Below are 14,793 nucleotides of genomic sequence, written 5' to 3' on the forward strand. Positions count from 1 at the left end.
AAAAACAACGGTTTACTCCAACTCCCTCGCTCTAATCCCAAAGGCTTTTGCCGGATTGACTTTTAAAAGCATGTCAATATCTTGGGTAGTAAATCCCTCCGATTTTAACCGGGGAATAAGTTCCTCAAAAATCCGAGTGTAGCCCACAATATCCTGCTGCTCCTTTTGGGGATCAAACCAACCCGCATCATGGGAAATCAACACTTGGCCTAAAAAACCATTTTTCTTGGCATAAACCAATTGCTCTAAGTGTTTTTCCAATTCCCAGCCTAGACCATCCAAACTGATCCAACAGCCTGTTTGGGCTGCCCTCAGAAACTGCTCAAAATCAGATTCTGCTTGCCCATGCACCCAGATAAATGCCTTGGGAGATACTTTGTTTTGCGCTAATATTTCCAATTGAGGCCAAAGTGCCTTCGCTGCACCAGTATGTGAGGCAATGGTCAAACCTGTCTTCAAATGGGTAATGGCGGCTGCTTCAACCAACTTTGCATCCATGTCCTCCAACGGATCCGAATTATCCACGCTGATTTTAATAAATCCAGGCTTAATTCCGGTACCGCCTATCCCATCACTATATTCATCCTCCCACATTTCAGCCAAGTCCTTTGCTTCCAACTCATATACATATTCAGGAAGGTACTTATTGTTTACCGCTCCATATAATCCCGTATTGGTAATGATATGGATGCCGGACTGCTGCGAAAATTCTTTCAATAATTCAGGAGCTCTCCCCAGATAATTTGGTGTAGGATCGACAAAAAAACTCACGTCGTAAGCCTTCAATTCTTCCAGATAGGGCAACATGGTATGGATTACCTCTTTATCATCCCAATCATCTGCCCGAATACTGTCAGCCCCAATAAAGTCCACAAGCAAATGTTCATGACTTAACCAAAGACTTGAGGTATCTACAGACAAGCTACCTTCTACAGTTTGAATAAAAAATTCATTAGTTTTTTCTTTACAAGCTATGGCCAAGGCAAGAGAGGCGATTATCAGAAAACACTTAATACGCTGATTCATGGAATTCCAAACGAATTTTAGCCGCTTTACAAATACTTAAAACCACCATTTCATTATAAATTACTCATTATAATTCAGAACACCAGCCAAATTCCTCCAACAAAATTTTCAAGCCATTCCGTATGACTGTCCATATAAAAAAAGAGCCCATCCTTACATGCAGATGGCGCTCTTTGGGTATGGTATAAATCCTATTACTTATTCATGAGATAAAGGAATAAACCGTGCAGATAAATCTGGTTTTTCCATTTCAGGATCAAAAGGGAACATGGGACGTTTAATGCGCTTATAATCCAAACGCATCAAATCCTGATCTACTCCGCCTGGAGTAAGCGCCAAGAGCCAATCAGCCCTCATATTATATAACTCTGGAACCAAGTAACCTATTTTCACGACTACTATATCCGTTTCTTTAGGATTGAGGCCCAAATTGGTAAAATCACTTTCATGATGATACGGCTTTCGCTTTTTGGTAACAATCACATTAACCGAGCCTACCTTTACAACAACCTCTACATCTGCATCTCTATCACCTTTTTCTATGGCCAGCACCTTTCCCTTCAAGGTTATTGGACCAGCAAATCGATCGTCTACAGCTGCCCCTACAGGAGCTTCAACCTCTCCACCAACACCTACTTTTTCAGCAGCTTCCACCAGTTCAGGTCCTGGAATAGAGGCATAAATCAATGAAGGACCATCTTTCTTTTTAAATTCTGGCCTTGCCAATATTTCTTTCAAGGTCCAAGTCACATCACCAGCACCACCAGCAGTTGGGTTATCCCCTGAATCACTGATCATAAATGGTACCTTATCACTTTTTACAGCAGCATCCAAAGCCTCTTCAAGAGTAGCAGTAGGCGCAACAAAATCAAATTCCTCCCTGACTGACCAAAAGCTTTCCGCTAATTTCTCAGCTGTGCTGCCTACTTTTTCCTTATCATCTCCTGTCACCATTACCACCCCGTGATTTCTTGGCTCATCTGCCCAAGCATAACCTATCCAAATCGCAGCATCCACAATCCCTTCCTGGTTTGCCGCTGGCGCTACCTGTTCATATAAACTTTTTCCCGGTTCTATACGGGTGGATGTTTTCTCCCCGGGCAATAAGATCGGAACAGGTACATAAGCCTTATAAGCAGGCTTACCCTTTCCACTTTCCAATCTTTCCAATAAATTATCCATGGCCCTTTTCTTGGATTCCAAAGCATCTTCATGTGGAGCCAACCTATAGCAGGTTATGATATCAGAATGCTTCGCCAATCTATGTGAAACATTACCATGCAAGTCCATGGAAGTGGAAATAATGGCTTCCTCCCCGATCACTTCACGGATTCTTTCTATCATATCCCCTTCTGGGTCATCAATCCCTTGAACGCTCATAGCACCGTGAATATCAAAAAACAAGCCATCATAAGGACCATTTTCTTTGAGCATCGACAATGTCTCATCCATCAAGGATTCATAAGCTTCCCTGCTCACTATCCCTCCAGGAATAGCATGGCCTTTCAAGGTGGGCACCCAATCAGCCCTTTTCCTATTCTCTGACCCTTCTGCCATAAATGGATAATAATTGAAAATTTCTTCTCCTCTTCTGGCCTTAAAGGCTTCCTTTTCGGTCACCGCAGGAGAAAAGGTACTGGACTCAATGGCCAATCCCGCTATGGCTATCTTGGGTAAATCCAGCTCTTCCTTTTCTGATGAAGAAGTACAGCTGGAAAAACCCAGCACAAAAAGCATTAAACAAAACAATGTAGTCGTGGTAAGTGGTTTGTTCATAAGTAAAGTTTTTAATTAATTTATCCAATTTCAATAGCGTCCTAAATAAAAAAATGGGAGGTCTTAATTTTTGCCCAAAATAGTTATTTTGGGTTTGCACCAAAAACTCAGACCTCCCATGGGTAATATTACATTGTTTTCACAAATTATTAAAAAGATAGACCGATCAATTTTCAAGAATTTGGTAAAGAAAAAGCAGACCGATAAGGGCTGCAAGGGATTCGATAGCTGGACACATCTTGTCTCGATGTTGTTCTGCCATTTTGCCAAGAGCACCTCGGTAAGGGACATTTCCAACGGACTCCGGTCTGCCACCGGTAACCTTAACCATCTTGGTATTTCCAGGGCCCCTTCCAAATCAAGTATCAGCTATCAGAACAAACGAAGGGATTCGGACCTGTTCAGGGACCTTTACTATTCCCTGCTGGGAAGTTTAGGACAGCAGGCTTCCATTAAGAGGTCCAAACTCAGGATCAAGGTTCCTGTTTATCTGCTGGATGCCACGGTGATCAGCCTTTGCCTTTCGGTTTTTGACTGGGCCACTTTCCGTACCAAAAAGGGAGCTGTAAAGATGCATACCCTGCTGGAATATGACGGGAAACTCCCTGTTTACGTGAACATTACCGAGGGGAGTGTCGGGGACAATAAAGGGGCTTACGACATCCCCCTGGAAAAAGGGTCGGTGATCGTCGCCGACCGGTATTACAATGACTTTCCCATGCTCAACGTCTGGGACAGCAAAGGGGTGTTCTTCGTGATCAGGCACAAGGGCAACCTTGCTTTCAGTACCGTCGAAGAACGGGAACTGCCCACAACAACCGCTCAACATGTGCTCAAGGACGAAGAAATCGAACTGACAAACCCACAGTCCAAGGCCAAGTACCCCGGGAGGCTCAGAAGAGTGGCCGTGTGGGATGAGGAAAACCAGCAGACCATAGAACTGATCACCAACAACTTTGCATGGGCCGCTCAGACCATTGGGGATCTCTACAAATCACGATGGGAAATTGAGGTGTTTTTTCGGGACATCAAGCAGCTATTGCATATCAAAACTTTTATCGGAACCTCTAAAAATGCGGTAATGATCCAGATATGGACGGCTTTGATCACCATCCTGTTGCTCAAAGTCATGAAGGCTACCGCAAAATTCGGCTGGCACCTGTCCAATCTTGTCGCCTTTATCCGGCTTAATATCTTTGTTAAAATCGAACTGCAGAAATGGCTCGACAGCCCCTTCATGGAACCCGATAAACCACCCCAGAATATAGTACAGGGGGATCTGTTTGCTCAAACTCCTTAATATGTCCCTAATTTGGATTTAAACACTGGATAAAGGGCTTATCAAAAATTATTTAGGACAGCATTGATCCAATTTAATTAAATTTTTACCAAATGTATCAAAAACACCCCTCTTCTTTATCCGGTATTCAAAGGACCATTAAAAATCACTTCGTGAAATAAAAACCAAGCCACATCTTTAATCTTCCAATTTTCCCAATCGTTTCATTAAAGGTGGATGGGAATAATTGACAAAAACATATAGTGGATGGGGATTAATCTGGCTTAGGGTTTTCACTGATAGGGTCTTTAGGGCAGCCGCCAAAGGCTCGCCTGCATAGGTTTCCTTGGCATATCGATCAGCCTCGAACTCGTTTTTCCTGCTTAAAATATTCATTCCGATTCCCAAAAAGGTAGATATAGGCGAAAATAGCAGGGCAAATCCAATTAAGTTCAAATGTACGGCCACCCTTTCGGCTCCCATTGCCAAACTGATCATCTCGCTATTTACAAACAATGACAAAATATATAGCATCAACCCCACCTGCAAAATACTGATGACCATACTTTGTAGAATATGCTTTTTCTTATAATGCCCGATCTCATGCGCTAAAACAGCCACCAATTCCTCCTTACTATGTTGCGCTATCAAGGTATCATATAACACCACCTTCTTTTGCCTACCAATTCCAGAAAAGAAGGCATTGGCCTTGGTAGAACGGGTACTCCCATCAATGACAAATACATTTTCTAAGGAAAAGCCCACTGAAGCAGCATAGGCCAAGATGCTTTCTTTAAGTTCTCCCTCCTCTAAAGGGCTAAGCTTATTGAAAAGTGGTAAAATCCATGAAGTATAGAACATATTGAGCAGTACCATAAAAACGGCTGCCACCAGCCAAAAATAAAGCCAAAAGGAACTCCCCAGTTCATTGATCAGCCAAAGCAGTAATGCCAAAAGACCGCCACCAATTAGAATGGTCAATGCATATCCCTTGAGCTTATCCAAAACAAAAGTCTTTTTACTGGTTTTGTTAAAACCAAAATCCTCCTCGATTTTAAAGGTATGGTAATAGTCAAATGGCAGGGAAAGCAAGTCTGAACCTATAAAAAGCAAACCAAAATAAATCAGGGATTGCCAAATGGGATTTTCGACCCAAGAACAAACCCAAGTGTCCAACATCCCAAAAACACCCCAATAAAGTAATCCAAGCGTTACAATAAAAGACAAAAAGCCAGTAAGCAAACCAAATTTAAAATTTACCTTTTGATAGTTTTTTGAATCTTGAAGTTTTGCTTTGTCCAAGTAATTGGCCAATGTTTTGGGTACAGCCGGCACCTGCTGTCGCACATTCAACCAACTGCTAAGTTTATCAAAAAAGAAGCCTAGTACAATCAGCCCCACCATTAGGTATTTTAGTCCTTCTGCGCTCATGCGGCAAATCTACTAAAATTTGGGACAAGGCAATAGTGTCTCCCTTAGCCTTGGAGCGCCAGGATTGCTATCTGGAAGCCTTAAGGAAATACTTATTTCATGCGCTCCTCCAGATTGAATACCCAATTGCGAAACAGTATAATCAAAACTATAGCCCACATCCAAACCAGAGGGAAGACTCACTCCTATCAAAGCCACAATAGCATCCCGGTTACTTTCGCTGTTCAACGGCTTATATGGCAAGCCCCTATACCAAAGTCCTACAATCAAAGGCTCGGCATACAAATAAGCCCCCAAATCCAATTGCTCAAATGGGCCTTGTCGTTTGTAATTGACCGTAGGGACAAAATACCGCTGTTTATAGGTATGGGTAAAATCCCTTTTCATGGCCCCATGTCCCAAACCTATCCTATACCCCGCGTGAGCTGAATATTTCCTGGGCAAAAGGCTCTCCCCATCCAAAAAAGACTGATTGGGTTGATTAATATGGTGCACGGAGGCTCCGAGCCATAGATTTTCCGTATAGAACAATCCTCCGAAAGAAAGAGAAAACATATTCACAGGTTCTCCCAATCCAGACAAATCAGAATTGCCCGGCAATAAAGGACCAAAAGGGTCTTCAGGATTGATCTGATTGGCAAAGATCAAATTTTCATAATAACCGATATCCCTGCGGATATAACTAGCCTGAAATCCCGGTCGAAAATAAACAGATTCAGCAATTCTCAGTTCATATGAGTATATTCCAGAAATGGTAAGCGATCTAAGGTCCGCGGCCCCTTCTACATCATTCATGATCATCAGACCAAAACCACTATTATAGCGTTCCAAAAAAGTATCGGCATAAACAGAAAATGTATTGAACTGCGCATCCAAGCCTGGCCATTGGGTTCTATAATTAGCTCCAATACGCGTTTGATAATCCGATCCAGCAAAAGCAGGATTCAAATAAAGTGGCGCTGCATAATACTGACTATATTGAGGATCCTGTCCAAAACTATATTTAGTGATGAACGTAAATGCTAAAGTGCAAAAAACTATATTTATATAAGACCTAAACAATTATTTGTTCGTTTATTTGAATAACTAAGATTATAAACGTTTTACCTGAAAATGGTGTTGTTTACATCCACTGTTAAATTATGAAAAGGACTCCTATATACATAAATTTCAGATTGATTTATATATACTATGGGATAATTTTATGTCTTTTATTTACAAACAATTCTTTTTCGCAGGGATACAATAATAATGAATGGATATTTGGTTACTGTGGCCCAGGTACTGAGAACAACTATATCTCCTTCGGCAAAGGAGACACTCCCAATGTAAACACTTTGCCAGGCTCAGTCGTAGTAGGCCAAAACAATAATGCCATCGCCATTGACCCTATCACTGGAGAACCTTTGTTTTACACCAATGGTGAATTGGTTTATAACTACCTCAATGAACCCATACAAGGAGCTCCCAATGGTATCAATGGTGATTTTGACGGAAGTCAAACTGTGGCGATTGCTCCATTGAACTATGACCCTGAAGGTGAACAGACCTATTACACTTTTTACCTAAGTCCATCCGGGCAACTCCAATACGCAGTGATGGACATGAATGCCCAAGGTTCCGCTCCTGCCAATTCACCTCCAGCTGGTGAAGTAAGCAGCTTGGATCAAGTTATTGGCCCCGCATCTGGAGCGGTCACAGTGGTAAAAACACCCGACTCACCCAGCTACCTGATCAGCTTTGAAGGAGGTGAATTGGTGTCCAGGGAAATCAATGACGTAGAAGGTGATTTTATCATTACAGATAACCAAGTCATCAGTAATACTCCCGAAAGGATGGTTTTTGATGAATCTACAGGAAAACTCATTATTATCCCCGGTGACCCTTCGAGCCCCCTTACAGTTTTGGACTTTGATACAGGAACCGGTACTTTTTCAAACCCTCAAACAATAGACCAATCCATAGGTGCTCCGAGCAGTGAATATGGAGGAGCAAGCCTTTCTCCAGATGGAAATTCCATCTATTTCTCCAAGGGAAATGAGTTGTTGAGGATTCCTATTGATGATCTTTCGGCTGCACCTGAAATCATCCCTACACCTCCAAGCTCGAACACAGAAACCATTGAGCAGATCATGGATGTCAAAGTAGGCCCAGATGGACAACTTTATTATATCTATCAGGAATCCAATAACGACGCATACTATGTTGGTACTTTAGAGAATCCAGATGAAACAGATCCTACCCTTTTGACAGTGGATGAAAACCCATTTAATGGCACGGATTTTTGTGGGGGGATATTCCCTTCATTTGCCCCTAATTCAGACTTGGATGTCAGTGTGGATTTCACTTGGATGCCACAGATGCCCTGTATGAATAATCCCTTACAGTTAACCTCCCTGCTTAACCCTCCCAACATCCCCGTAAGCTCCTATGCATGGGAAGTTTTGCCTCCTCCCACAGACCAGGATGGTGAAGAAATCGAATTGGACCTAACCGAAGAACACTTATTACTGCCTGCTGACGCAACGGGTGAACAAAACATCACTGTAAACCTTACTGTGACCTTGGCAGATGGCAGTACGGAAACAGTATCTTATCCCATAACCTTTCAGGAAAACAACCTGCAAGCCAGCTTTACGCCTTCGGATACAACGACCTGTTTGACCTGTCTTGATCTCAATGAAATGCTAGATGTCCAATCTGGTGAGGAAGGGCAAGGCGGTGGCTCCGGAGGAGGTGGTATCGGAGGAGGTGGCCAAGGAGGCGGCTCCACTTATGAGTATTTCTGGTCCAATAAAAAAGAAGAGGGATGGATAGCTGAAGGAGCCAATGAAGTCTGTGAACCGGGTACATACTGGGTACTGGCCCGCGAACCAGGTTCTTCATGTTATGTATATGCGGAAACCACCGTTAAAATGTGGGATCCTGTAGCCAATGAAAAAGTAAATGACCAAACCAATAATATTTGGTATTTCGGCAATGGCGCAGGCCTAGACTTTAACCCAGATCCAGACGACCCCAATGCGCCTGTTCCCAGACCTGTAGAAGATCCGGGATTTACATGGGATTTACCAGCCGGGACCACCACCATCTCAGATCAGGCAGGCCAAGTACTGTTTTATACGGATGGACAGACTGTTTGGGACCTTAACGGCAATCCCATGCAAGGCGGAGAGGACATAGGTGGCGACAACAGTGCCTCCCAAAGTGTCATTGCAGTAAAGGTTCCCCAAGAACAAACCCTGTACTATTTGTTCACTACAGAATCAGCATCGGGGGGATCAAATCAGGTCAAATTCTCTCTAGTAGACATAAAAGGTGAAAACCAGCAGGGAATCGGCAGTGTAGTCAGTGGTAACAACTTCCTCTTCGATCCAGCCACCGAGCAATCTGCTGCTATCAGTTCGGGGGATACGACTTGGGTAATGTTTCATGAAATGGGCAATAACACCTTCCGTGCCTATCCAGTCACCTCACAAGGAGTAGGACAATCTATCAATAGTTCCGTAGGCAGTAACCATGACTTTGGCACGGGTGTAGGTGCCATGAAATTCAGTCCGGACGGGGAAAAGCTGGCAGTTACAGTGGTGGACGCAAACGGCTGTAGTAAAGTCGACGTATTTGACTTTGATGAACAAACCGGAGAACTCAGTGAGTATGCCACCATTGACTTGGGCTGTGATGACGAAGTTTATGGCTTGGAGTTTGGCAGTGATAGCAACAAAATCTTCGTCTCCTATCAAAATGGTGAGGGGATTGAAGAAATCCCTATTCAAGGAGTCACATTGACCGATGATACTGACCCAAACAATCCTGTGACCAGTGTCTGTCCAAATTGTTTCGAGAACGCCAATAGCCAAGCAGCAATAGAACAATGTATACAAGACAGTAGAACGACGCTTTCAGGGAGCAGCGGAAGTAACTTGGGTGCCCTGCAAATGGGACCTGACGGCCAGATTTATGTCTCGGTCGTCGGAGCACCACAGGTTGGCACCATCCAACCTGGCAATGACTGTAATACCAGCTTTTATAATGAACAAGGGCCGACTACCAGTTTAGATGGAAGTGCTACCAACAACCTAGGACTACCTTCCTATGTCCAAAACTCGGGAAGCAATGTCCCAGATCCTGAAATCGCCGGTCCCGACAGGGTTTGCTTGGAAGATGGCCAGGCTTTTGTAGAATTTGAAGGAGCTGGTGAGCCTGATATTGACTTCTATAACTGGACCATTACCGATAGCAATAACGCTACCATTTTCACCTACAGTGGTGAAGGGGATGATTTTCAAAACATGGAGTATACCTTTGACTCAGCAGGCGTCTATACGGTCTTATTGGACGTGGAAAGATGTGGTAATCCTGATTATTATGCTGGCAGTCTGGAAATAGAAGTGGTAGCTCCCCCAACGATCACACTCCAGGATGACATTACGCTTTGTGCAGGAAATACGGTAACCCTTACAGCAATAGACGGCTACGATCCCAATGAGGGGCTTTACACATTTGAATGGATCAATGCGCAGGGTGAGATCCTAGGAGATAGTACGTCCAATTCCATAGATGTTTCGGAAGAAAGCATCTATACCGTAACAGTCAATCATATCATTCCGGCAGACGCAGACTCCACCTTTCAGTCATGCCCGGCCAGCTCATCAGTCTTTGTGGGGCCTGCATTTGACTTTGAACTTACTCAGGATGCAGAGGAATCATGTTATGAGGAAAATTATATCAACTTTGCTCCCGACACCCCTGTAAGTGGTGAATGGTCCTATCAGGTACAAGGAAGTACCGACCCTCCTACAATGCTGGGAACAGGATTTGAATGGGAAATAAATGTGGAAAGCCTACCTGGACCAGACCTATATGATATTATATTTAGAGCCGAAGACCCTATTCTTCCGGGTTGTGTGGTCGAGAAAAGGGTAGAACTTCGAGTGGACCCACTACCTGAATTCACCACCACTATTCTCAACAATGCCAGTGATTGTGCCACAGCAGATGGAAGTTTTGAAATCACCATGATGTCAGATGCACAAACGGTCACTGTAGAAGAAACAGGAGATAGCTTCACCAATGTAACTGACGGCCAAACTTTAGGCCCCATTACTGACCTTTTACCTGGAGTATACACCATAACTGCAGAGAATGATGGCTGTAAATTCATCGAAACAGTAAGCATCGAAAACCAAAACCCACCGGCAGGCTTTGAATATACTGTTACCGCTAATCCAGAAGAATGCGATGCAAATGGCATTGCGAATGGCAGTTTGATCATTACCTTGACAGGAAACATCTCCAACGGATCATACACCATCATCAATGAAGATGATGGAGAGCAACTCACCGGTACGATCTCAGGCAGCGTTACAGTCCCCCTTTCAGATGGCACCTATGCCCTTGAAGTTTCGGACCCTAATAATTGCGCTGTTCCTGATCCACAAAATTATGTGATCGACCCTAAAGTTCCTGTAGGCTTTACCGTTCCATCCAATCCGGTAGCCTGTGAGGCATTCTATTTTACTCCTGAACCTGCCGTAGGCATAAATTATACCATTACAGGACCAGCGGGTACAATTATTTCGCCCGAAGCCAATGGTGTTTATATCCTTGATATAGAGGGATTGTACACGGTATTTGGAGAGGATCCGAATGGAATTGATTGCCCTAGAACCAGGGAAATGAACCTCACCATCAATGACCAAGTTCAATTTACCCTGCCGGCACCCGATTATGATTGTGATGATGGAGCACTGTACACTGCTGAATTGGGGCCTGGGCTGAATCCTTCGGACTATATTTTCCTCTGGAGAAATTCCATTGGAGAGATAGTAGGTAGAAACCAAAGCTTTTCTTCAAGTATTGAGGGCAACTATTCCTTGGATGTTCAGCCTAAAATTGGTACTCCATGCCCCCAAGCCCCTATCGAGTTTGTCGTGGAGCCGCTGCCAGAAAACGTTGATATCCAACTTAACTTGACAAACCCAATATGTGATGGTAATTCTGTGGCCACACTTACGGCCACTTATCCTGAACTGGGAAATATCCAAGCCGAAACGCGCTGGTTTACGGTAGACAATAATAATATCAGCACCTATATACCAGGGCTGGATGGTATGGATGAAATAACTGTAACTGAACCGGGCACCTATCGCGTAAGACTGATAGCGGAAGCATTTGGCAGATTATGCTCTATTGGAAATGATAAAATAACAGTATTGGCCTCTGAGAACCGTCCTCCAATATTAGATGACACCTATACCATCTGTGCCATTGAAGGGGTGACAGAAACTTTAGATTCATTGGGTAATTGGGATACCTTTGAATGGTATCTTGACGATGAACTGGTGAGCACAGATTCCATTTTCACCCCGACCTTGCCAGGTAATTACACTTTAATGTTAAGTGACATTGCAGGCTGCTCTTTTGTGGATACCTTTGAGGTCATAGAAGACTGTAGACTAAGAATCGTCTTCCCTGAAGCACTTATTCCTGAAGATCCCAACAGAAACTTTGTCGTATACGTCAATGACTTCGTTGATGAAATCAGTGTATTGATCTATAATAGATGGGGAGAATTGATCAAACATTGTATAGAACAAAATGTGCCAGGAAACTCTCCTTTCTGTACTTGGGACGGCACCGTAAATGGTAAAAAAGTCCCCGTAGGAACCTATCCGGTCATTATTAAGTTTAATAGCGAAGAACAAAATATAGAGAGAACCATAAAAAAAGCTATAGTAGTAGTAGAATAAAAATATGATTGCAATAATATCCCCCGCTAAAACTCTTGATCTTAGCACCACTGATATTTCCTTGGCATCCCAGCCTGATTTTAAATCTGATATCAAAGCCTTGGTATCCATCATGAAAAAAAAATCCTCCTCAGACATCCAAAAGTTGATGAAGGTAAGTGAAAACATTGCCCAGCTCAATGAGGAAAGATACCAAAATTTCAGTGCTGACTTTAACGTAGAAAATTCCAAGCAGGCACTTTTGGCCTTCAAAGGTGATGTGTACAAAAGCATGGATGTAGATAACTATTCCGAAGAAGACCTGAACTTTGCACAGGAGCACCTTAGGATTCTTTCAGGACTTTATGGTTTGCTAAAGCCAATGGACCTAATACAACCTTATAGATTGGAAATGGGTATTTCCCTGAAAAATAAAAAAGGTAAGAACCTTTATGAATACTGGGGAACAAAGATTTCCAAAGCCTTAAATGAATTGGCTCAAGGAGAAGCTATCATTAACCTCGCTTCTCAAGAATACGCCAAAGCTGTTGACAAAAAATCCTTGAAATCACGATTGATCAATGTAAATTTTAAAGAACATAGGGATGGTAAATACAAGATCATCGGCATCTTTGCCAAGCAAGCAAGGGGCTTAATGGCTGACTATATCATCAAAAACCAAATTACTGAGCCAGAGAAAATCAAACTATTTAATGTGGATGGATATGAATTTTCTGCTCCACAAAGCACGGAAAACGAATGGATCTTCGTTAGATAAGTAATTGAAGTCCTAACTCAAGTAAGGCCAGCGGGAAAGCACTTAGTCCAACCTGCTGGCTTTAGTATTTATTGCCCAAAAATGAAAAAAGAAATAAGCCTGTTGATGCTCATAGGACTATTGATTTTCAGTTCATGCGCCAGTATTACCAAACATAGCGCAAGAAGTGAAAAAGGCCTTGCCAGCTATTATGCCAATAAGTTCGACGGAAGAAAAACTGCAAGTGGTGAACGCTATCATCACAGCAAATTGACGGCTGCGCATAGAAGCCTGCCGTTTGGGACTATGGTAACAGTGGAAAACCTTAGAAACGGAAAAACGGTAAAAGTCAGAATTAATGATAGAGGGCCTTTTGTCTCCGGCCGGGTAATCGACCTTTCCAAAAAAGCAGCAAAAAGAATCGACATGATACGGGATGGAGTGGTTCCAGTCAGGATAAAATATTAGCAAGCAACTGTTCACCAAATTGTTACAATAACCTGATCGACAAAAAAAGGCTGCCTCATAAGAAGCAGCCCTAACAGTTATAGTCACTAAATTTTAAGAATATTAAGGTTCCAAGGCTTTTACACCAGGAAGCTCTTTGCCTTCCATATATTCCAGTAGAGCTCCTCCACCGGTGGAAACAAAAGACACATCTTCTCCTAATCCAAACTTATTCACTGCAGCAGCAGAATCACCACCACCGATCAAGCTAAATGCTCCTGCTTTGGTTGCCTCCACAACTGCATCAGCAATCGCCTTGGTGCCTTTGTCAAAGCTGGACATTTCAAATACACCCATTGGACCATTCCAAAGGATTGTTTTAGAGTTTTTCACCACGTCAGCAAAAAGGACCCTAGTTTCTTCTCCAATATCCAAGCCCATCCATCCGTCAGGAATTTGTCCGCTTTTAGAAGTTCCTTGTTCAGCATCATTGGCAAAATCAGTAGAGATCACATTATCCAATGGTAAATAAAGGTTAACCCCCTTTGCCTTTGCTTTTTCTACCAATTCCAGCGTCAATGGCATTTTATCTTCTTCCAATAAAGAATCACCAATGGTTCCTCCTTTTGCTTTAGCAAAGGTATAAGACATACCTCCACCAATGATCAGGTTATCCACCTTGTCCATCAATTTCTCGATGATCAAGATTTTATCGGAGATTTTTGCCCCTCCCATGATGGCCGTAAATGGCCTCACTGGATTGCCCAACACCTTATCAGCATTTTCCAATTCAGAGAGCATCAAATAACCACATACTTTATCATTGAAATACTCAGCCACAATAGCTGTAGAAGCATGTGCACGGTGAGCAGTACCGAAGGCATCATTTACATAAATATCTCCAAGGCCAGCCAATTTCTGGGCAAACTCAGCATCACCTTTCGTTTCTTCTTTATAGAATCTCAAGTTTTCCAAAAGTAAAACTTCACCTCCTTTAAGGCCTGCAGCCAATTGTTTTGCTTCATCACCAACACAATCAGGCGCAAATTTCACAGGACGGTCCAAAGCCTTTTCCAAATCCAATAAAATATGCTTTAGAGAGAATTTGTCCTCAGGCCCCTCCTTGGGACGACCAAGGTGGGACATCAAAATCACGCCACCACCATCTTTCAAAATTTTGTTGATGGTCGGCAAAGCTGCCTGGATCCTGGTATCATCTGTTACATTGAAATCACCGTCCAATGGAACATTGAAATCTACTCTTACTAGGGCTTTTTTACCTTCAAAGCTAAGGTTATCAACAGATTTTATCCTACTGTTCATGGTTAAATAGGTTTTAATATGAT

General features: G+C 42.9%; 9 protein-coding genes. 4 read left to right on the forward strand and 5 right to left on the reverse strand.

Features of this window, described 5'->3' with window-relative positions:
* Positions 1–12: 12 nt before the first annotated feature.
* Together KZP23_RS01540 and KZP23_RS01545 are read right to left on the reverse strand one after the other, a co-directional pair.
* Positions 13–1,026: a phosphotriesterase family protein gene (locus tag KZP23_RS01540; RefSeq protein WP_226334400.1), complete on the reverse strand. Its 1,014-nt coding sequence runs from the start codon at positions 1,024–1,026 to the stop codon at positions 13–15.
* A gap of 198 nt (positions 1,027–1,224) precedes the next feature.
* Positions 1,225–2,802 carry a M81 family metallopeptidase gene (locus KZP23_RS01545; protein ID WP_394370960.1) on the reverse strand — a complete coding sequence of 526 codons (1,578 nt, stop codon included), beginning with the start codon at positions 2,800–2,802 and terminating at the stop codon, positions 1,225–1,227.
* Positions 2,803–2,920: 118 nt separating this feature from the next.
* Between KZP23_RS01545 and KZP23_RS01550 the strand changes: the two genes are divergently transcribed.
* Positions 2,921–4,102, forward strand: a complete 1,182-nt coding sequence (locus KZP23_RS01550; protein WP_226332592.1) for an IS4 family transposase — start codon at positions 2,921–2,923, stop codon at positions 4,100–4,102.
* A gap of 177 nt (positions 4,103–4,279) precedes the next feature.
* On the opposite strand, the gene KZP23_RS01555 is transcribed toward KZP23_RS01550, so the two are convergent.
* Both KZP23_RS01555 and KZP23_RS01560 read right to left on the reverse strand, forming a co-directional pair.
* Complete coding sequence (locus KZP23_RS01555) at positions 4,280–5,512, reverse strand: M48 family metallopeptidase (protein WP_226334401.1); 1,233 nt, start codon at positions 5,510–5,512, stop codon at positions 4,280–4,282.
* A 12-nt stretch (positions 5,513–5,524) separates the two neighbouring features.
* Entirely contained in the window at positions 5,525–6,574 is a 1,050-nt protein-coding gene (locus KZP23_RS01560) for a PorP/SprF family type IX secretion system membrane protein (protein ID WP_394370961.1), read from the reverse strand.
* Between the two features lie 80 nt (positions 6,575–6,654).
* On the opposite strand from KZP23_RS01560, the gene KZP23_RS01565 reads away from it, so the two are divergent.
* The 3 genes from KZP23_RS01565 to KZP23_RS01575 all read left to right on the forward strand — a co-directional run bounded on the left by KZP23_RS01565 (position 6,655) and on the right by KZP23_RS01575 (position 13,468).
* Positions 6,655–12,264, forward strand: coding sequence for a T9SS type B sorting domain-containing protein (locus KZP23_RS01565; protein ID WP_226334402.1), 5,610 nt, complete (start codon positions 6,655–6,657; stop codon positions 12,262–12,264).
* Positions 12,265–12,268: 4 nt separating this feature from the next.
* Positions 12,269–13,021, forward strand: a complete 753-nt coding sequence (gene yaaA / locus KZP23_RS01570) for a peroxide stress protein YaaA (RefSeq protein ID WP_226334403.1) — start codon at positions 12,269–12,271, stop codon at positions 13,019–13,021.
* Between the two features lie 81 nt (positions 13,022–13,102).
* Positions 13,103–13,468 carry a septal ring lytic transglycosylase RlpA family protein gene (locus tag KZP23_RS01575; RefSeq protein WP_226334404.1) on the forward strand — a complete coding sequence of 122 codons (366 nt, stop codon included), beginning with the start codon at positions 13,103–13,105 and terminating at the stop codon, positions 13,466–13,468.
* Between the two features lie 102 nt (positions 13,469–13,570).
* Here KZP23_RS01575 and KZP23_RS01580 read toward each other — a convergent pair whose 3' ends face one another.
* The gene (locus tag KZP23_RS01580; RefSeq protein WP_226334405.1) at positions 13,571–14,770 is read right to left on the reverse strand and encodes a phosphoglycerate kinase; all 1,200 of its coding nucleotides are present in this window, start codon (positions 14,768–14,770) and stop codon (positions 13,571–13,573) included.
* Positions 14,771–14,793 lie beyond the last annotated feature (23 nt).

The sequence above is a fragment of the Echinicola marina genome (assembly GCF_020463795.1).
Classification (GTDB): domain Bacteria; phylum Bacteroidota; class Bacteroidia; order Cytophagales; family Cyclobacteriaceae; genus Echinicola; species Echinicola marina.